This window comes from Endobacter medicaginis (assembly GCF_014192375.1).
GTDB lineage: Bacteria > Pseudomonadota > Alphaproteobacteria > Acetobacterales > Acetobacteraceae > Endobacter > Endobacter medicaginis.
On the sequence record NZ_JACHXV010000006.1, the window covers coordinates 227810 to 247368 of the forward strand.

Below are 19559 nucleotides of genomic sequence, written 5' to 3' on the forward strand. Positions count from 1 at the left end.
GGTTCCGACCGATGCCAAAACGCACTGACCTGAACTCCATCCTGATCGTCGGCGCCGGGCCGATCGTCATCGGCCAGGCCTGCGAGTTCGACTATTCCGGCGCGCAGGCCTGCAAGGCGCTGCGCGAGGAAGGCTACCGGGTGATCCTGGTCAACTCGAACCCGGCGACGATCATGACCGATCCCGATCTCGCCGACGCCACCTATATCGAGCCGATCACGCCGGAATTCGTCGAGCGCATCATCGCGCGCGAGAAGCCCGATGCGATCCTGCCGACGATGGGCGGGCAGACCGCGCTCAACACCGCGATGGCCTTGTTCAAGTCGGGCGCGCTGGAGCGGCACGGTGTGGAGATGATCGGTGCCAAGGCCGATGTGATCGACCGCGCCGAGGACCGGCTGAAGTTCCGCGACGCGATGGCCGAGATCGGCATCGAGGGGCCGCGTTCGGCGATCGCCCACAGCATGGACGAGGCGCGCGCCGCGCTCGCCGAGATCGGCCTGCCGGCGGTGATCCGCCCTTCCTTCACGCTCGGCGGAACGGGGGGCGGCATCGCCTACAACCGCGCCGAGTTCGACCAGATCGTTGCCTCCGGCCTCGACGCCTCGCCCACAGACGAGGTGCTGATCGAGGAGAGCGTGCTCGGCTGGAAGGAATTCGAGATGGAGGTGGTCCGCGACCGCGCGGACAACTGCATCATCATCTGCTCGATCGAGAACATCGATCCGATGGGCATCCATACCGGCGATTCGATCACCGTCGCTCCCGCGCTGACGCTGACCGACAAGGAATACCAGCGCATGCGCGACGCCTCGATCGCGTGCCTGCGCCGCATCGGGGTGGAGACCGGCGGGTCGAACGTGCAGTTCGCGGTCAATCCCGAGGACGGCCGGCTGGTGGTGATCGAGATGAACCCGCGCGTGTCGCGCTCCTCGGCACTGGCCTCGAAGGCGACGGGATTTCCGATCGCCAAGATCGCCGCCAAGCTGGCGGTCGGCTACACGCTCGACGAGCTGGCCAACGATATCACGGGCGGCGCCACCCCGGCCTCGTTCGAGCCCACCATCGACTATGTGGTGGTCAAGATCCCCCGCTTCACCTTCGAGAAGTTCCCCGGCACCGAGCCGCTGCTGTCCACCGCGATGAAATCGGTCGGCGAGGCGATGTCGATCGGCCGCTGCTTCGAGGAGGCGCTGCAGAAAGGGCTGCGCAGCATGGAGACGGGGCTTTCGGGTCTCGATCCGGTCCCGCCCCCCGGCGATGGCGGTGCGGATGCGTTCCGCGCAGCACTCTCGCAGCCGCGCCCGGAGCGCATCCTGATGGCCGCGCAGGCGATCCGTGCCGGCATTCCGCTTGCCGACATCCATGACGCGGCGAAGTTCGACCCGTGGTTCCTCGACGCCTTCGCCCGCATCGTCGAGGCCGAGCGGGGTGTGACGGCGAACGGCCTTCCCACCGATGCGCTGTCGCTCCGCGCGCTCAAGGCGCTCGGCTTCTCCGACCGACAACTCGGCCGTCTCGCTCACACTTCGCCCGACAAGGTCGCAGCCCTGCGCGAGCGCCTCGGTGTCACGCCGGTCTACAAGCGGATCGACACCTGCGCGGGCGAGTTCGCTTCCGCCACGCCGTATATGTATTCGAGCTATGAGGGCGGCTATGGCGCGCCGCGCTGCGAGGCGGAGCCGACCGCGCGCGACAAGGTGGTCATCCTCGGCGGCGGTCCGAACCGGATCGGCCAGGGCATCGAGTTCGACTATTGTTGTGTGCACGCCGCCTATGCCCTGCGCGAGGCGGGGTTCGAGACCATCATGGTCAACTGCAATCCCGAGACCGTCTCGACCGATTACGACACCTCGGACCGGCTGTATTTCGAGCCGCTGACCGACGAGGACGTGATCTCGCTGATCCGCCGCGAGCAGCAATCCGGCCGGGTGCTTGGCTGCATCGTGCAGTATGGCGGCCAGACCCCGCTGAAGCTGTCCACCGCGCTGTCGAAGGCCGGAATCCCGATCCTCGGCACTCCGGCCGATGCCATCGACCGCGCCGAGGACCGCGAGCGCTTCCAGGCGATGCTGCACAAGCTCGGCCTGCGCCAGCCCGACAATGCCATCGCCCGCTCGGCGGCCGAGGCGGAGACGTTGGCGGCGAAACTGGGCTACCCGCTGGTGATCCGGCCCAGCTACGTGCTCGGCGGCCGCGCGATGGAGATCCTGCACAGCCCCGACCAGCTCGCCCGCTACCTGCGCGAGACCATCCGCCCCTCCGGAGACGGCTCGTTCGAGGCCGGTCCGGTGCTGCTCGACCGCTATCTCAACGACGCGATCGAGGCGGATGTGGACTGCCTCGCCGACGGCCACACCGTTTATGTCGCCGGCGTGATGGAACATATCGAGGAGGCCGGGATCCATTCGGGCGATTCCGCCTGCTCGCTGCCGCCCTACACATTGTCGCCGGCCATCATCTTCGAGCTGCGCGCCCAGACCGAGGCGATGGCGCGCGAACTCGGCATCGTGGGCCTGATGAACGTGCAGTATGCGATCAAGGGCGATGCGATCTACGTGCTGGAGGTCAATCCGCGCGCCTCGCGCACGGTGCCGTTCGTCGCCAAGGCGACCGGCGTGCCGCTGGCCAAGATCGGCGCGCGGCTGATGACCGGCGAGAGCCTGGCCAGCTTCAACCTCGACGCCCGCACCGCGCTGCCGCATGTCGCGGTGAAGGAGGCGGTGTTCCCGTTCGCGCGCTTCTCGGGCGTGGACGTGATCCTCGGCCCGGAGATGCGCTCCACCGGCGAGGTGATGGGGCTGGACACCAGCTTCGAGCGGGCATTTGCCAAGGCGCAGCTCGGCGCGGGGGTGAAGCTGCCGCAGACCGGCACCGCGTTCCTCTCGGTACGTGGCACCGACAAGACCGCGCTGCTGCCGCTCGGCCGTCGCCTGGCCGAAATGGGCTTCGCGATCATGGCGACGCGCGGCACCGCGGCCGCCCTGCGCGAGGCCGGCATCGAGGTCACCGCGGTCAACAAGGTGCTGGAGGGCCGCCCGCATTGCGTGGACGCGATCCGCTCCGGCGACGTGCAGCTCGTGATCAACACCGCCGGCGGGGCGCAGTCGGTGACCGACAGTTTCGACATCCGCCGCTCCGCCCTCACCCAAGGCGTACCGCACTACACCACCATGGCCGGCGCGCGGGCCGCGGTCTATGCGATCGCGGCGATGCGCGCGGGAGCGCTTGAAGTCGCGCCGCTTCAGTCCTACCTTCAGGGATCGTTCTAGGGACGTTCGCGTCCTTCCAGGCGTCCGCGGTCGGGCCTACGGGCCTGCCTTCGGGCGCCTGCAATGTCTTTAACTGGTGGTTTGGGGACCCGTTCGTTGCAGAAATTTCCGATGACCGCCCCCGGTCTGGCCCGGCTCGAGGCGGAACTGCGTCAGCTCAAGAGCGAGGAGCGGCCGTCGATCATCCGCGCCATCGCGGAAGCGCGCAGCCATGGCGACCTGTCAGAGAACGCCGAGTATCACGCCGCCCGCGAACGCCAGTCCTTCATCGAGGGCCGGATCCAGGAGCTCGAGGAGATCGTCGGCGCCGTCGAGGTGATCGACCCGGCGAGCCTGTCGGGCAGCTCGGTGATGTTCGGCGCCCATGTCAGCCTGGTCGATGAGGAAACCGACAAGGAAGCCACCTACCAGATCGTCGGCGTCTACGAGGCCGACATCAAGCAGGGGCTGCTGTCGGTGTCGTCGCCGCTGGCGAAGTCGTTGATCGGCAAGAAGAAGGGCGACAGCGTCTCCGTGCCCGCCCCCGGCGGCGACCGGACCTACGAGATTCTGGAAGTGAAATACGCCTGACGGCGCGGCTGCGATGATCACGCTGTCCGACGTCGAGCGCGCCGCCGCGCGTATCGAAGGCAAGGTGCTGCGCACCCCGACCCTGCCTGCGGGCACGATCTCGCGCATCGTCGGCGCCGACGTCACGCTCAAGCTCGACAATCTCCAGGCGGTCGGCTCGTTCAAGGAGCGCGGGGCGGCAAATCGTCTCGCCATGCTCGGCAACGAGGAGCGGGTGCGCGGCGTGGTGGCGATGTCGGCCGGCAACCATGCCCAGGGCGTCGCGCGCCATGCCAGCCTGCTCGGCATCGACGCCACCATCGTCATGCCGCGCTTCACCCCGGTGGCGAAGGTCACCCGCACCGAGGGCTGGGGCGCGCGGGTGGTGCTGCATGGCGCGACGCTGGCCGAGGCCGCCGCGCATGCACAGCACCTGTGCGAGGCGGAGGGACGGGTGTTTGTGCATCCGTTCGACGACGAGGCGGTGATGGCCGGCCAGGGCACGATGGCGCTGGAAATGCTCGCCGACGCCCCCGATCTCGACGTGCTGGTGATCCCGATCGGCGGCGGCGGGCTGATTTCGGGCTCGGCGGTGGCGGCGAAGGCGCTGAACCCGTCGATCGAGATCGTCGGCGTGCAGGTCGCCGGGCATGACAGCCTCGCCGCCCATCCCGGCCCGGAACGCACCCCCACCGGCGGCTCGACCATCGCCGAGGGCATCGCCGTGATGCGCATCGGCCGCCTGCCGCTCGAGGTCGTGCGCGCGCATGTCAGCGACGTGCTGGTGGTGGACGAGGCAGAGGTTGAGAGCGCGATCGCCCTGCTTGCCGAGGGCGCGAAGCAGGTCGCCGAGGGTGCGGGTGCGGCCGCCCTGGCTGCGGTGATGGCCAACCCGGAACGCTTTGCCGGCCGCCGCGTCGGCCTGCCGGTCTGCGGCGGCAATATCGACAGCCGCATCCTCGCCAACGTGCTGCTGCGCAACCTGCTGCGCGACGGACGCCTGTTGCGGGTGCAGATGGAGATCCCCGACCGCCCCGGCGTGCTGGCCGACATCGCGACGAAGATCGGCAGCTCGGGGGGCAACATCATCGAGGTGTCGCACCAGCGCCTGTTCGCCTCGCCCTCGGTGCAGGCCGCCCAGCTCGAGGTGATGGCGGAAGCGCGCGATCCCGCGCATGCGGAGGCGATCCTGGCCGCGCTGCGCGAGAGCTATGTGGTGGCGCGGGTCTGAGGTCTACTTGCCAACGTCGATCACGGTCTGGGTCTTGACCATCGGATCGACCGAATGCAGCAAGGTGCTGAGCCCCCATTGGCGCTGATCGAAGGTCGCGTCGCTGACGATCCGGGTCAGCGTGTTGCCCTTGAAGGCCATCGTCACCGCGAACGTGACGGGATGGGTCTGGCCGCGCATGGTCAGATCGCCGACGAGATAGGTCTTGACCTGACCCTTGACGATCTTTGGCTGGCAATGCCCGACATAGCGCATCGTCGGATGGGTATCGCCATCGAGCATCAGCCCTGACAGCATCAGGCTGCGCAGCACGGCGCTGCCGACCTTGAGCGAGTTCACGTCCATCGTCAGATCGACGTGGCAGGCCTGGGTCGAGAGATCGTAGTTCAGCTTGCCTGACACCTGCTCGAACTGCCCGTCGACATCGGTAAGCGCGGATTTCGCATGCAGCTCGGCACGGGTATTGGCCGGTGTCAGGGTCAGTTGCTGGGTCTCCGCCCGGGCAGGCAGCGCGGCCAGGCCAAGGACGACACACAGGGGCAGCAGGCGGTACATCGGGTCTCCCACACGATCCGGATCACGCTTGCGTCAACATCCGACACGCTGGATGGTTTGCCCGGCAACCTGTGGACGGGCGGCTGGTTGTCGCGGGATGACGACCTTTGCCTCCGTCGCCCGGCGCGACGACATCAAGCCCGGCCTGCCTTTGGCGGCGACACATGGCGAGCGCAAGCTGGTTCTGCTCGACGATCGCGGAACGCTGCGCGCCTTCGATGGGCAATGCCCACATGCCAAGGCGCCGCTGGCCAAAGGGGCGATCTGCAGTGGGAAGCTGATCTGCCCGTTCCACAAGGCGGAGTTCGACATCCATACCGGTGCCATGCTCGCGCCACCCGCCCTTGCGCCGCTGAAGCAGTATCCGGTGCGCCTCGAAGGCGACGACGTTCTGGTCGGCGATACACCCCTCCCCGCCCCGTCCGGCTCGGAGGGCGGGATCGGTACGGGGCAGCATATCGTGCTCGCCGGCGCAGGCGCGGCCAGCCTGGTGGCGGCGCAGACCCTGAGGGAGAACGGATTTGCCGGCCGCATCACCATGATCGGACCGGAGGCCGCGCCGCCCTATGACCGCACCGCACTGAGCAAGGTGGTTCTGGCGGGCGACAAGCCGCTTGACGAACTTCCGCTGCTCAAGCCCGCGGCGTTCTTCGAGGACCATGCGATCGATCGGGTCACTGCGTCGATCACCCGGCTGGACGCGCGGCACAAACGGGTCGAGTTGGAGAACGGCGACGCACTGACCTACGATGCGGCCCTGCTCGCCACCGGTTCGCGCGCGGCCGAACTCGACGTCCCCGGCGCCGATCTCCCGGGCGTGCAGATGTTGCGCAACCGCGATGATGCGGCCGCGATCATCGATGCGATCGCCGCAAATCCCGAAATCGCGATCGTCGGCGGCGGCTTTATCAGCATCGAGGCTGCCGCTTCGTTGCGTAAGCGCGGGCTGGAGGTCACGCTGATCTCCAGCAGTCCCCTGCCGCTGGCGAACCGTTTTGGTGACCAGGTGGCAGGCGGCATTCATCACCTGCTGGCCGACAAGGGCGTCCGTTTCGTCACCGGTGAGGTCATCGCGTTCACTGGCGCAGACCGGGTCGACGGCGTACGCGTCACCGGCGGGCATGAGGTGAAGGCGGGACTGGTGCTGGTGGCGACGGGAGCAAGGCCCGTCACAGAGTTTCTCGACGGCGTCGAGCACGACGAACAGGGCGGTGTCGTGGTGTCCGATCGACTCCTGGCGGCAGACGGGCTGTATGCGGCCGGCGACGTTGCCACCGCGCCCCTGGCAGCGACCGGCAAGCTGGCGCGGATCGAGCATTGGCGGGTCGCCGAGCAGCATGGACGACTGGCGGCGCTGAACATGCTCGGCCGTGACCTGACACTCGAACTGGTGCCGTTCTTCTGGACGTTCGTCGCTGGCAAACGGTTCGAATATCTCGGTCAGGCGAAGGACTGGGACGAGATCATCGTCGACGGCACGCCCGAGGAGGCGAAATTCACTGCCCTGGTGGTCAAGGATGGGCATGTGGACGCGGTGATCGCCGCCGGCAACGATACCGCGACCGCACGACTGCTGCCGCACATGAATACGCGGCCGGATGTCGCGACCGCGAGGGCGATCATGTCGGGCGATAGACCGCATTGAGGGCGGCGATGGTGCGCTCGACCTCGCTCTCGGTGCCCACGCTGATGCGGATCCATGCATCGAGCGGCGGAAACGGTCGGGCAACCTCGATGCCGTGGCCGGCAAGTGCGGTGCGCGCCTGAGCGACCGGAAGCGGGCTGCGGAAGAAGACGAAATTGGCCTTCGAATCCGAATGTTCGAGATGCAGCCTGTCGAGAGCGGCGGTCAGGCGCTGCCTGCCATCGATGACCCGCCGTCGCACATCGGTAACCCAGTCCTGGTCGGCGAGTGCGGCGTTGGCGGCGGTGACGGCGAGGCGGCCGAGTTCATGTGGATCGCCGAAACCAGCTTTGTGCATGCTGTCGGCCAGGGATTTCGGCGCGAGCACGTAGCCGATCGGCAGCCCGGCAAGACCATAGATCTTGTCGAGCGTCCGGAACACCGCGACATTGAGCCCCTCGCGCGTGTAGCGGACTGCGCTGTGGGCGATATCATCATATTCGATATAGGCCTCGTCGACGATCACCAGCGTGCGGCGTGCGACGTCGCGGATGAAGGCGTCGAATTCCGCTGCACCATTGGTGGTGCCGCTGGGGTTGTGCGGATTGACCAGATACACCGCACGGGTGTCGCCGATCACCGCGCGTGACAGGGCTGGCAGGTCGTTGCCGAGCTTCGCGTTCAACGGAACGCCGATCGCGACCCCGCCCTCGGGGGCGGCAGCGTCGGCGACGAGCGGATAACCTGGCACCGAGAGTACGAATCGTCCGCCCGCCGGCGGCCTGGCGGCGAGAAACACCCCGAGCGGGCCGAGGATCTCGCCGAGAACGATCTGTTCGCGCGGCAGGTTTTCCATCGCCGCGATCCGGTCGAGCAGTGCCTGCACCGGAGCGTCGTCACCATAGCGTCCGACCAGTGGAAGCTGGCTGCGCAATGCCGCAAGCACCTTGGGCGATGGGCCGAACGGGTTTTCATTCAGCGACAGACGCGCCGGCTTGGCCAGCGCGCGGCCGACCGGCGTGGCGAACGTGGCGGTCGCGCCGGCGGCCAGCAGATGTCGTCTCGTCAGTCCCATCGCGCGTGCCTCAGAAGGTCCAGTCCATGCGTGCATAGTAGAATCCGCCATTGATGCCGATCTGGCTGAGGCTGCTGTCGTATTTCTCCGACCCGTAATAGCCGTTCTCGGGCGGGATTCGGCTCGGAGTGGCGTCGAACAGGTTGTTGGCCCCCAGTGCGACGCGCAAGGTGGCGAGCGGCCGGTAGCCGAACTCCAGATTGGTCAGCCAGCGCGGGTGATTGACGAAACGGGCGAAGTCGGTGGTCGAGTAGGCGTTGGGGCCGGAGAAATAGGTCAGTTCGTCGACCGTCTGCCCATACCGTTGCTCGTGCAGCAGCACGTCCCAGCGGTCTCGGTGCCAGCGTCCCCCGAAAATGACGCGGTTCTTCGGGGTACTGGTGGTCAGATAAGCCGCCGATTGCGCCGACAGGTCGGCCTCGCCGTTGGCAAGCGTGTTGGTATGGGTGATGCGGGTGTAGGTGGCGTTCAGCGACGCATCCCAGTCGATCGCGCCGAGCCGGCCGAGGACGGTGACATAGGTTGCGGTGAGATCGACGCCGCGCGTTCGTGTGCTGGCGGCATTGGTGAAGAACGAGGCCGAGACGTCCTGCGCATCGAGGCCGGGATCAACGGCGATTCCCTGCAGGCGAAGTGCTGCGATCGCCGCCTCGCCCGCGACTCCGGGACCGCTGACGATGCGGTCGCGGATGGCGATCTGGTAGGCGTCGAGTGTGAGGTGCAGGTCGCGCAACGGCGTGAACACCAGCCCGGCGGTGAGGTTGGTCGCATTCTCGGGCTTGAGCGCGTTGGCACCCAGCAGGGCGGCGGCGGCCGAGTTGGCCGGCAGCGTGCCCGACGCGCTGTCGGGGCCGACAGCAAGGGCGCTGTAGAATTCGTTGGCGAGGCTGGGCGCGCGGGTGCCGCTGCTGATCGTGGCGCGCAGGGCGAGTCTCGGCGTGAGGTCGTAGCGCGTGGAGAGCTTGCCGTTCCAGGTGTTGCCGAAATCGGTGTAGTGCTCGTACCGTCCGGCCGCATCGACCTGCCAGGCACGGGTCAGATGACCCGAAAGGTCGAGATAGGCGCTGTAGACGACGCGCGAATGCGGGCCGGCATCGGTGGGCAGCAGACCCGCCTGCGCCTGCGAGCCGCCGTAGAGATACGAGGCCGGGCTGCCGGCGCCGGTCCCATAGGTTTCGAAACGGTGCTCGATGCCGCCGGCGACGTTGAGCGGAAACGCCCAGTGCGGAACGTGGAAGGCGCGGCTGAGATCGAGATCGTCGTTGAGCTGGGTGGCGGAGAAATCCGCCAGATGCACAAAGAGCGGCGTCGAGCCGGTCGCGGCAAGCAGGCCGGTATTGGCGGTGTTGCGCAGATTGTTGTCGAGGAAGTCGCCACCGTAGCTCGAGCTGAGATCCCAGCGCCAGCCGAGCAGATCATGGCCACGAACACCGAGGGCGGAGGAGAAATCGTTCTCGTGAGTGGTCTGGTGCGGGGTGAAGCCGCCAGGATAGATCGAAGGCAGGCGGCTCGGCAGCCGGTAGACCTGGGTGATGTCGGTGAAGCGGTAGGCGTAGGTGGCGCTGGCATAGAGTTCGGGGCCGTCGGCGAGGTCATAGCCGGCATTGGCTCCGGCCACGTAGCGGGTCGAGCCGGGGGTGCCGAGGATCTTGGTCACCACCGTCCCGGTGCGGCTGTCAGGGCCGTTGCGAACCGTGCGGTCGGCGTGGCGGTAGTCCAGGCTGAGGTCGAGGAACCCGCCCGAGCCCAGGGCGAACCCGCGCTCGGCGCCGGCACGGGCGGTGAAACCGTCGCCGGGGTAGAACTGCCCGGTCTCACCAGCGACATGTGTGCCGTGATCGCGGGCCTTGAGGATGACGTTGACCACGCCGGCGATCGCGTCCGACCCATACTGCGCCGAGGCGCCGTCGCGCAGCACTTCGACGTGATCGATCAGCAGCGGCGGAACCAGATCGAGATCGACAGGCGTCGCCCCGTCGGCGAAGCCCTGGATGTAGATGAAGGCGGTCGAGTGCCGCCGCCGTCCGTTGACCAGGACCAGCGTCTGGTCCGGGTTCAGGCCGCGAAGCGAGATGAAATCGGTCGGCGCTCCATCGAAGATGCCGACGGCGGGACGCGTGACCGACGGCAGCAGCTGCGACAGCGCATCGGTGAGGTTGGTCTGGCCGGTGCCGGCGAGGTCGCGAGCGGTGAGGACGTCGATCGGGGAGAAGCTGTCACGGGCGAGCCGTCCGGGCTCGCGCGTGCCGGTGACGACGACGTTCTCGGTGGTGGTGGCCGGCGTGGTTTGCGCGTGCACCGCCGGCGGTAGCGCGACGAACGCCGAAACGACTGCGAGATTGCGCCACGCCGACACCACACGATCTCCCGACACGGTCGCGCGACCACGTGGTTGCGGTCGCGCAAGGAGATCGACTCATCGCATGCAGTGGACCGATCTGCAAGCGTGCTGGTCTGTATGCACTATTGTTGGTCGTGTTGTATTATGGCTGCAGCTGCGCCGCCTCGTCCTCGACCGTGAAGCCCACCTTGAGCGTCACCTGCGTGTAGACGACCTTGCCGTCCTCGATCTGACCGCGGGTCTCGATCACCTGGAACCAGCGCAGGTGGCGGATGGTCTTCGACGCCTTGGCGATGGCGGCGGCGATGGCGGCGTCGACACCGGTCTCGGAGGACCCGACCAGTTCGACGACCCGGTAGACATGATCGCTCATGACGTTCTCCCTGATGAGAAACCGTCAACGAGGCAGGTCAGGCAGGGTTCGCCAGCGCCTCCTGTTCGGCGGCGGTGAAGACGCGACCGCGGGTGAGGAAGCGTCGTTCGCGGCCGTTGTCGAGGCTGAACATGCCGCCTCGACCCGGCACCACGTCGAGGATGAGTTGCGTGTGCGCCCAGGCACGTCCCTGGGCGGCGCCGATATAGACCGGCGCGCCGCCGACCTCGCCGAGCAGGATGTCGCCCTCGCCCAGGCGGAAGCCGCCGAGCGGATAGCACATCGGCGAGGAGCCGTCGCAGCAGCCGCCGGATTGATGGAACATCACCTCGCCGTGCTCCGCCCTGATCTCGTCGATCAGGGCGAGGGCGGCGTCGGTGGCGACGACGCGCGGGGGCCGCGTCGCCACCGCCGTGTCGGTCACGAGGCCGTCAGGTCCATCACCACGCGGCCCTGGATCTTGCCCTTGTGCATGCGCTCGAAGATCGTGTTGATGTCGTCGAGCTTCGCCTTCTCGATATGGGCGCGGACCTTGCCCTGTGTCGCGAAGTCGATCGACTCCTGAAGATCGAGCCGGGTGCCGACGATCGAGCCGCGTACGGTGATGCCATTGAGCACCAGACCGAAGATGTTGAGCGGGAAGTCGCCCGGCGGCAGGCCGTTGAACGCCACGGTGCCGCCGCGTGCGACCACGCCGATCGCCTGCTCGAACGCCTTCTCGCTCACCGCGGTGACCAGCACGCCGTTCACGCCGCCGCCGGTCTCGCGCTTGATGATTTCCGAGGGGTTCTCGTTGCGGGCATTGACGGTGATGCTCGCACCCAGCTTGCGGGCGAGATCGAGCTTGGCATCGTCGACGTCGATCGCCGCCACGTTGAAGCCCATCGCCTTGGCATACTGCACGGCAAGATGGCCCAGGCCGCCGATGCCGCTGATCGCGACATAGTCGCCGGGCTTGGCGTCGGTCATCTTGAGGCCCTTGTAGACCGTCACACCGGCGCACAGGATCGGCGCGATCTCGTTGAAATCGACATTGCCCGGCAGATGGCCGACATAGTTCGGATCGGCGACCACATAGTCGGCGAAACCGCCATTGACGGAGTAGCCGGTATTCTGCTGGCTCTCGCACAGCGTCTCCCAGCCGCCGAGGCAGTGTTTGCAGTAACCGCAGGCCGAATACAGCCACGGCACGCCGACCCGGTCGCCTTCCTTGACGTGCTTCACACCCGCGCCGACGGCGGAGACGAAACCGACGCCCTCATGGCCGGGGATGAAGGGCGGATTCGGCTTGACCGGCCAATCGCCATCGGCCGCATGCAGGTCGGTATGGCACACGCCGGAAGCCTGCACGGCAACCTGGATCTGGCCCGGCCCGACTTCGGGGATCGGAACCTCATCAATGGTGAGCGGCTTGCCGAATTCGCGCACAACCGCAGCCTTCATGGTCTTTGCCATGGGACGTCTCCTCTGTCTTTGGTCTGATGGGCTCGAAGAAGGCCCGAAGGTCTGCAATCCTCCGGGCGGGCTTTCAGAAAAAGCCGAGTTTCTTCGGGGAGTAGCTGACCAGCATGTTCTTGGTCTGCTGGTAGTGATCGAGCATCATCTTGTGGGTCTCGCGACCGATGCCCGACTGCTTGTACCCGCCGAACGCCGCATGGGCGGGATAGGCGTGGTAGCAGTTGGTCCAGACACGCCCGGCCTTGATGTTGCGGCCGAAGCGGTAGCAGGTATTGACGTTGCGCGACCAGACGCCGGCGCCAAGTCCATAGAGCGTGTCGTTGGCGATGGCGAGCGCGTCGTCGTCGTCGCGGAAGGTGGTGACCGCCAGCACGGGGCCGAAGATCTCCTCCTGGAAGATCCGCATCTTGTTGTGGCCCCGAAACACCGTCGGCTGCACGTAGAAGCCACCGGCGAGATCACCGTCGAGCGAGGCCGCGCTGCCGCCGATCAGCAGGTCGGCACCCTCCTGTTTGCCAATATCGATGTAGGAGAGGATCTTCTCGCGCTGCTCCGACGACGCCTGCGCGCCGATCATCGTGGCAGGATCGAGAGGATTTCCCTGCCTGATCTCGGCGACGCGCCTGAGCGCGCGCTCGATGAAGCGCTCGTAGATGCTCTCATGAATGAGCGCGCGGCTCGGGCAGGTGCAGACCTCGCCCTGGTTGAGCGCGAACATCACGAAGCCCTCGATCGCCTTGTCGAGGAAATCGTCGTCATGATCCATCACGTCGGCGAAGAAGATGTTGGGCGACTTGCCGCCCAGCTCCAGCGTGACGGGGATCAGGTTTTCCGACGCATACTGCATGATCAGCCGGCCGGTGGTGGTCTCGCCGGTGAACGCGATCTTGGCGATGCGCGGCGACGAGGCCAGCGGCTTGCCGGCTTCCAGCCCGAATCCGTTGACGATGTTGAGCACGCCGGGTGGCAGGATGTCGCCGATGGTCTCCGCCAGCACCAGGATCGAGGCCGGCGTCTGCTCGGCCGGCTTGATGACCACGCAGTTGCCGGCGGCGATGGCGGGAGCGAGTTTCCAAGCGCCCATCAGGATCGGGAAGTTCCATGGAATGATCTGGCCGACCACGCCGAGCGGTTCATGGAAATGATAGGCGATCGTGTCGTCGTCGATTTCCGACAGCGAGCCTTCCTGCGCGCGGATGCAGGAAGCGAAATAGCGGAAATGGTCGATGGCGAGCGGAATGTCGGCGGCCATCGTCTCGCGGATCGGCTTGCCGTTGTCCCAGGTCTCGGCGGTCGCGATGCGCTCGAGGTTCGCCTCCATGCGGTCGGCGATCTTCAGCAGCAGATTGGCCCGCTCGGTCGGCGCGGTGCGCGCCCAGCCATCCTTGGCAGCATGGGCGGCATCGAGTGCCGCGTCGATATCGGCCGCATCGGAGCGGGCGATCTGACAGACGACCTTGCCCGTGATCGGCGAGGTATTGTCGAAATAGCGACCCGATTTCGGCGCCATCCAGGTGCCATTGATGAAGTTGTCGTAGCGCGCCTTGAACGGCGACTTGAGTTCCGTGAACTCCGAGACCTGCATGTCCATTGGAGCCGATCCTTTCCCTCGATGCGCCGTGTTGAAGCGCTTGAGAGGCAGTCAACTCCCGGGCGTGGGCAAAGGAAAGCAGTTGCGCAGCACTCCGGTCTGTTTGTGTCTCGCCCGCGAGACAAGGCCCCCGAAGAGACCGTCTACTCGCCGGACGGCCGCAATCCGGCGCGTGCCATCCGCCGGTACAGGGTCGCACGGCCGATTCCGAGCAGTCTTGCCGCCTCGGAGGCATTGCCGTGCGCGCGGGCGAGAGCCTGACGCAGCACCGCACGGTCGCCATCACCGAATCTCGCCATCTCGTTGCCGCCAAGCAGTTGCGCGACCGGCATCGGGCTCACGAAGGTGTCGTCGTTGAGACCGAAGCGCGCTCTGGCCGCCCTCGTGGCGCCGATCACCAGATCGTCGCGATCGGCTGCCAGCAGAGCACTGCCGCCGGACGTATCGTCGGCGACCAGAACGATGCGGGCCTGGGCGAAGTGGCGGCAGAAATAGTCGCGCTCGATGCGGCGGGCGGCGTCACGGACCAGGGCGGCGATCATCTCCGCCGTGACCGGCGAGTGATCGTCGCGGCAGCTTGAAACATCGAGTGCAGCGACCAGCCGGCCTTGCGGGTCATACACAGGCGCGTCCATGCAGCTGATGCCGACGTTGCGGCTGGCGAAGTGCTGATCGCGATGGATGATCACCGTCTTGCCCTCGAACAGGCAGGTGCCGATCCCGTTGGTGCCCTCGCGCGCCTCGCTCCAGCAGGCCCCCTCGATCAGCCCGGCATCGGCGAACGCATGGATGTCGGCATCACCGATGCGCCGGTCGAGGATCACGCCACCCGCCTCGCTGAGGATCACGCCGCAGCCCGCGCGGCCGACGGAACGGAACACCTGGTCGAGAACCGGGGCCGCGACATCGAGCAGGTCGCCATGCAGTTCGCGCAACTGCTGCAGCTCGGAGCTTTGCGTGCACTCCCGAGGCGCCTCGCGCGAGGGGTCGAGGTGATGATGCAAGGCCGAGCGACGCCAGGATGCCGCCACCGGCGAGACCGCGGCGCGGCTCGCCGACTGCACGGTGTCGAGGACGATTTCGGCGTGGTCATGAAGCAAGCGAGACATGGTTTCCGCCCACAACGCCCCCGTTCGAGGCGGGAGCGCATCCTTGTGTCAGGTCAACCTGACGACTTGGCGACGCTTCGTCAAACAGCTTGTGACATGATGCGGCGCAGCAAACTGCGAGAGCGAGTCAGCAGATTTGGCTCACCCATGCGTCAGTGCGGGCCCGGGAACGCCCGTTTCCGGAGCCTCCCGCCAGGCGTTCAGCGTGTGCCGAAGAGGCGGTCGCCGGCATCGCCCAGGCCGGGACGGATATAGCCGTGACCGTCGAGCTCGCGGTCGATCGAGGCGGTGACGATCTTCACGTCGGGATGCGCCGCACACAGCGTGCGCAGACCCTCCGGCACCGAGAGCAGGCAGACGAACACGATGGCGTTCGCACCCGAGCGCTTCAGCCGCTCGATGGCGGCGGCGGCGCTGTGGCCGGTGGCGAGCATCGGATCGACGGCGATGCAGACCCGCTCGGCCATGTCTTCGGGCAATTTGACGTAATACTCGACCGGCTGAAGCGTCTTGGGGTCGCGATACAGGCCGATATGGCCGACACGGGCGGCCGGCACCAGATCGAGCATGCCGTCGAGGATGCCGTTGCCGGCGCGCAGGATGGAGACGAAACAGAGCTTCTTGCCCGACAGCTTGGGCGCGGTCATCGGCTCCAGCGGGGTCTCGATCTGCTCCATCTCCAGCGGCAGGTCGCGGGTCGCCTCGTAGGCGAGAAGCAGACTGAGTTCGCGGGTGAGGCGGCGGAAGCCGGCGGTGGAGGTCGCGGCCTCGCGCAGTCGGGTGAGCTTGTGCTGCACGAGCGGATGATCGACGACCACGACATTGGCCGGGATGTCGAATCCGGAAGCGAGGACGGGGCGAGGCAGGGGGGCATCGGTCATGGCACCGACGCTAACACTCACGCCGCCGGGATGAAATCCAGTGCCAGCCCGTTCATGCAGTAGCGCTCCCCGGTCGGACGCGGCCCGTCGGGAAAGACATGGCCGAGATGCCCCTGGCAGTTGGCGCAGTGCACCTCGATGCGTCGCATGCCATGGCTGTCGTCCGCGCTGGTGGCGACACCGCCCGGGAGCGGGGCGAAGAAGCTCGGCCAGCCGGACCCGCTCTCGTATTTGGTGTCGGACGAGAACAGCGCATGTCCGCAGGCCGCACAGCGGAAGGTGCCGTCGCGCTTCTCGTAGTTCAGCGCGCTCGATCCCGGCCGCTCGGTGCCGTGCTCGCGCAGCACGCGATATTGCTGCGGGGTCAGGCGCGAGCGCCACTCGGCGTCGCTGCAGGTGGCACCCGCGGGGAGGTCGGTGTCATTGGCCATTGGCGGGTGCCTGCTGGGTGGGGGCGGTCTGGGTCGGGGCGGTCTGGGTGGGGGCGGTCGTCGTCGGTGCCGTGGTGGCGGGTGCGGTCTGGGCGGTGGGCGTGCCGTTGAACAGCGCGATCGCCGAGCGCGGATCGACGCCGAAATACAGCGCGACCAGGGCCACGATGATGATCCCGATGATGCCCAGACGTCCGCCTGGACGGCCGCCCGGGCTGGTGCCGGTGGGTGTGCCACCGCTGGAATTGAATGCCATCAGGCCTCCCGCGAAACTGCGATCCCTCGATCGGTAACGTGGCGATGGTGCATCGGTTCTGCAACCGGCCGATTGACCGCCCCCCGCCCGAGGCGCCAGATCGGCCCACAAGCAGAACACTTCGCCGGAGGAACACCATGCGGCTCGACGACCAGCGCGAAAGCTCCAATATCGACGACGAGCGCGGTGCGGATACCAGTGGCATCGGCGGCGCAGGCGGCGGATTTGGCGGCGGCCGGATGCGCATCGGTGGCATCGGCGCGATCGCGGTGGTGCTGGTGGGGATGTATTTCGGCATCGATCCGCGGCTGATCCTCGGCCTGCTCGATGGCTCCGGCGGAAGCGTTCAGACCCAGCAGTCTCAGGCGCCTCATCCACAGCAGACCGCCCAGGAGGACAGCCAGCGCCGCTTCGTCGCGAAGGTTCTGGGTTCGACCGAGGATGTCTGGACGCAGCAGTTCCAGGCGATGGGCCGGACCTATCACCCGCCGCATCTGGTGCTGTTCACGGATGTGATCCAGTCGGGCTGCGGGGTGGCGCAGAGCGCGACCGGGCCGTTCTACTGCCCCGCCGACGGCCGCGTGTATCTCGACACCGCCTTCTTCCAGGAACTGCAGGGACGGCTGGGGGCGGGCGGCGATTTTGCCCGCGCCTACGTGATCGCGCACGAGATCGGCCATCACGTGCAGGACGAGCTCGGGCTGATGCAGCGCACCGACGAACTGCGCCAGCGCCTCGACGAGCGTGGACGCAACGCACTGTCGGTGCGCGTCGAGCTGCAGGCGGACTGCTATGCCGGGGTGTGGGCCAAGCAGGCCGACGATGCGAAGCACATCCTTGAGACCGGTGATGTGGAGCAGGGCATCACTGCCGCCGCCGCGGTGGGCGACGACCGGCTGCAACGGATGTCGCGCGGCACGGTGTCGCCCGACAGCTTCACCCATGGCAGCTCGGCGCAGCGGGTGGCGTGGTTCAAGCGCGGCTTCGCCGGCGGCGCGATCGGGGCCTGCGATACCTTCGCCCGGAACGCCGACGTGGAGTAGCCGTCAGGCGTCGCCGGTCTTGGCGACGCCGTCCTCGGGACCGGTGACACCTCCGATCGCCGGCGGGTCGGAGGCCGGGAAAGTCTCTTCCAAGGCCTCATCGATCTCGCCATCCTCGACTTTCGGGTCGGGCTTGGGGTCGTTCATCTCGTGTCCTCCTGATCCACTGCACTCGGCAACGCGGTTCGCAGGCGGCGGGTTTGGTGGCATGCTCCGCGCCACCCGACGCTTCAGGAGACGATCGACCATGCCGACCCCGAAACCCGTCATGCTGGTGATCCTCGACGGGTTCGGCTGGCGAGAGGACAGCGCCGACAACGCCGTCGCCCAGGCCCGCACGCCGAATTTCGACCGGATCTGGAGCAACGGCCCGCGCGCCTTCCTGCGCACCTGCGGCCGCGATGTGGGCCTGCCGGACGGGCAGATGGGCAATTCGGAGGTGGGCCACCTCAATATCGGTGCCGGCCGGGTGGTGATGCAGGAACTGCCGCGGATCGACAGCGCGATCGAGGACGGCTCGATCGCCAGGACCGAGGCATTCACCGGGCTGGTCGCGGCGCTGAAAGCATCCGGCGGGCGCTGCCACCTGATGGGGCTGGTCTCCGATGGCGGCGTACACGCGCATCAGGACCATGCGCTGGGGCTGGCGAAGCTGCTCGACGCGGAGGGGATCGCCACGATCCTGCACATCTTCACCGATGGCCGCGACACCGCACCGCGCTCCGGGCGCGATTTCGTGGCGTCCCTAGTCGCGTCCCTGCCCGCCTCGGTCAGCGTCGGCACGGTGACGGGGCGATATTACGCGATGGACCGCGACAATCGCTGGGAGCGCGTGCGGACCGCCTATGACGCGATCCGGTCGGCGCATGCGGAGCATCGCGCCGCCTCCGCCGATGCGGCGATCGAGGCGGCCTATGACGCCGATGTCAGCGACGAATTCGTGCCGGCGACCGTGATCGGCGATTACGCCGGCATGCGCGATGGCGACGCCATCCTGAGCTTCAATTTCCGCGCCGACCGCATCCGCGAGTTGCTGGGGGCGTTCCTGCTGCCGGATTTCGACGGGTTTGCCGTCCAGCCCGTGCGCCTCGCCGCGGTCGCGACGATGACGCGCTACTCGGACAAGCTGGCGCCGTTCATTTCGGTGATCTTCCCGCCGCAGCGTCTCGACAATCTGCTCGGCGACACGGTGGCAGCGGCCGGACGCCGCCAGTTGCGCATGGCGGAGACCGAGAAATACCCGCATGTGACCTATTTTCTCAACGGCGGCCGCGAGGTCACGCTCGACGGCGAGGACCGCATCATGGTGCCCTCGCCGAAAGTGGCGACCTACGACCTCCAGCCCGAGATGTCGGCGCCCGAGCTGACCGACAAGGCGGTGGCGGCGATCGGGACCGGGCAATACGACCTGATCGTGCTGAACTACGCCAATCCCGACATGGTTGGGCATACCGGCGATCTCGGGGCGGCGATCAGGGCGGTGGAGGCGGTCGATACCGGGCTCGGCCGGCTGGCCGAAGCGGTGACAGCCCAGGGGGGCGCATTGCTGGTCACCGCCGATCACGGCAATTGCGAGACGATGCGTGATCCGCAGACCGGCGGCCCGCACACCGCGCATACGCTCAACCTGGTGCCGGTGGCGCTGGCCGGCGGGCCCGAAGGCGCGACGCTGCATGACGGACGCCTGGCCGATCTCGCCCCGACCCTGCTCGCGCTGATGGGGGTGGCGCAGCCGGACGACATGACGGGCCGTTCGCTGCTGGACTGACG

18 protein-coding genes are annotated in these 19559 nt (G+C 67.3%); 6 read left to right on the plus strand and 12 right to left on the minus strand.

Annotated elements, in window-relative coordinates; genetic code table 11:
• Positions 1 to 11: 11 nt before the first annotated feature.
• The 3 genes from carB (at position 12) to FHR90_RS10280 (ending at position 5052) form a co-directional block, all read left to right on the plus strand.
• Positions 12 to 3272, plus strand: coding sequence for a carbamoyl-phosphate synthase large subunit (gene carB / locus FHR90_RS10270; protein WP_176621808.1), 3261 nt, complete (start codon positions 12 to 14; stop codon positions 3270 to 3272).
• A gap of 96 nt (positions 3273 to 3368) precedes the next feature.
• Positions 3369 to 3842, plus strand: coding sequence for a transcription elongation factor GreA (greA, locus tag FHR90_RS10275; RefSeq protein ID WP_176621807.1), 474 nt, complete (start codon positions 3369 to 3371; stop codon positions 3840 to 3842).
• 13 nt (positions 3843 to 3855) lie between these two features.
• Positions 3856 to 5052 carry a threonine ammonia-lyase gene (locus FHR90_RS10280; protein WP_176621806.1) on the plus strand — a complete coding sequence of 399 codons (1197 nt, stop codon included), beginning with the start codon at positions 3856 to 3858 and terminating at the stop codon, positions 5050 to 5052.
• A 3-nt stretch (positions 5053 to 5055) separates the two neighbouring features.
• Here FHR90_RS10280 and FHR90_RS10285 read toward each other — a convergent pair whose 3' ends face one another.
• Complete coding sequence (locus FHR90_RS10285) at positions 5056 to 5607, minus strand: YceI family protein (RefSeq protein WP_176621805.1); 552 nt, start codon at positions 5605 to 5607, stop codon at positions 5056 to 5058.
• A 97-nt stretch (positions 5608 to 5704) separates the two neighbouring features.
• Between FHR90_RS10285 and FHR90_RS10290 the strand changes: the two genes are divergently transcribed.
• Entirely contained in the window at positions 5705 to 7252 is a 1548-nt protein-coding gene (locus tag FHR90_RS10290; protein ID WP_176621804.1) for an FAD-dependent oxidoreductase, read from the plus strand.
• Here FHR90_RS10290 and FHR90_RS10295 read toward each other — a convergent pair.
• The 10 genes from FHR90_RS10295 to FHR90_RS10340 all read right to left on the minus strand — a co-directional run bounded on the left by FHR90_RS10295 (position 7227) and on the right by FHR90_RS10340 (position 16746).
• Positions 7227 to 8306, minus strand: a complete 1080-nt coding sequence (locus tag FHR90_RS10295) for a pyridoxal phosphate-dependent aminotransferase (protein WP_176621803.1) — start codon at positions 8304 to 8306, stop codon at positions 7227 to 7229. The two genes, FHR90_RS10290 and FHR90_RS10295, sit on opposite strands and share 26 nt — an antisense overlap.
• A gap of 10 nt (positions 8307 to 8316) precedes the next feature.
• Positions 8317 to 10680 (minus strand): TonB-dependent receptor plug domain-containing protein, encoded by a 2364-nt coding sequence (locus FHR90_RS17470; RefSeq protein WP_176621802.1) that lies wholly within the window; start codon positions 10678 to 10680, stop codon positions 8317 to 8319.
• Between the two features lie 109 nt (positions 10681 to 10789).
• Complete coding sequence (locus tag FHR90_RS10305) at positions 10790 to 11020, minus strand: dodecin (protein ID WP_176621801.1); 231 nt, start codon at positions 11018 to 11020, stop codon at positions 10790 to 10792.
• Between the two features lie 37 nt (positions 11021 to 11057).
• Positions 11058 to 11444, minus strand: a complete 387-nt coding sequence (locus tag FHR90_RS10310) for a DUF779 domain-containing protein (protein ID WP_266152641.1) — start codon at positions 11442 to 11444, stop codon at positions 11058 to 11060.
• Positions 11441 to 12475 (minus strand): alcohol dehydrogenase AdhP, encoded by a 1035-nt coding sequence (gene adhP / locus FHR90_RS10315; RefSeq protein WP_176621800.1) that lies wholly within the window; start codon positions 12473 to 12475, stop codon positions 11441 to 11443. Before adhP ends, FHR90_RS10310 begins: the two co-directional genes overlap by 4 nt.
• A gap of 73 nt (positions 12476 to 12548) precedes the next feature.
• On the minus strand, positions 12549 to 14069 hold the full coding sequence (gene adh / locus FHR90_RS10320; protein WP_176621799.1) for an aldehyde dehydrogenase: 1521 nt from the start codon (positions 14067 to 14069) through the stop codon (positions 12549 to 12551).
• A 143-nt stretch (positions 14070 to 14212) separates the two neighbouring features.
• Positions 14213 to 15178 (minus strand): GAF domain-containing protein, encoded by a 966-nt coding sequence (locus tag FHR90_RS10325; RefSeq protein WP_176621798.1) that lies wholly within the window; start codon positions 15176 to 15178, stop codon positions 14213 to 14215.
• 200 nt (positions 15179 to 15378) lie between these two features.
• On the minus strand, positions 15379 to 16059 hold the full coding sequence (gene upp, locus FHR90_RS10330; protein WP_176621797.1) for a uracil phosphoribosyltransferase: 681 nt from the start codon (positions 16057 to 16059) through the stop codon (positions 15379 to 15381).
• A gap of 17 nt (positions 16060 to 16076) precedes the next feature.
• A complete protein-coding gene (gene msrB / locus FHR90_RS10335; RefSeq protein WP_176621796.1) occupies positions 16077 to 16490 on the minus strand; it encodes a peptide-methionine (R)-S-oxide reductase MsrB in 414 nt (137 codons plus the stop codon).
• A complete protein-coding gene (locus FHR90_RS10340) occupies positions 16480 to 16746 on the minus strand; it encodes a neutral zinc metallopeptidase (protein ID WP_176621795.1) in 267 nt (88 codons plus the stop codon). The genes msrB and FHR90_RS10340 overlap by 11 nt, the downstream gene beginning before the upstream one ends.
• 137 nt (positions 16747 to 16883) lie before the next feature.
• On the opposite strand from FHR90_RS10340, the gene ypfJ reads away from it, so the two are divergent.
• Positions 16884 to 17789: a KPN_02809 family neutral zinc metallopeptidase gene (gene ypfJ / locus FHR90_RS10345; protein ID WP_176621794.1), complete on the plus strand. Its 906-nt coding sequence runs from the start codon at positions 16884 to 16886 to the stop codon at positions 17787 to 17789.
• Between the two features lie 3 nt (positions 17790 to 17792).
• Here ypfJ and FHR90_RS10350 read toward each other — a convergent pair whose 3' ends face one another.
• Positions 17793 to 17936, minus strand: coding sequence for a hypothetical protein (locus FHR90_RS10350; protein ID WP_176621793.1), 144 nt, complete (start codon positions 17934 to 17936; stop codon positions 17793 to 17795).
• A 100-nt stretch (positions 17937 to 18036) separates the two neighbouring features.
• Between FHR90_RS10350 and gpmI the strand changes: the two genes are divergently transcribed.
• Complete coding sequence (gene gpmI, locus FHR90_RS10355; RefSeq protein ID WP_246330174.1) at positions 18037 to 19557, plus strand: 2,3-bisphosphoglycerate-independent phosphoglycerate mutase; 1521 nt, start codon at positions 18037 to 18039, stop codon at positions 19555 to 19557.
• Positions 19558 to 19559 lie beyond the last annotated feature (2 nt).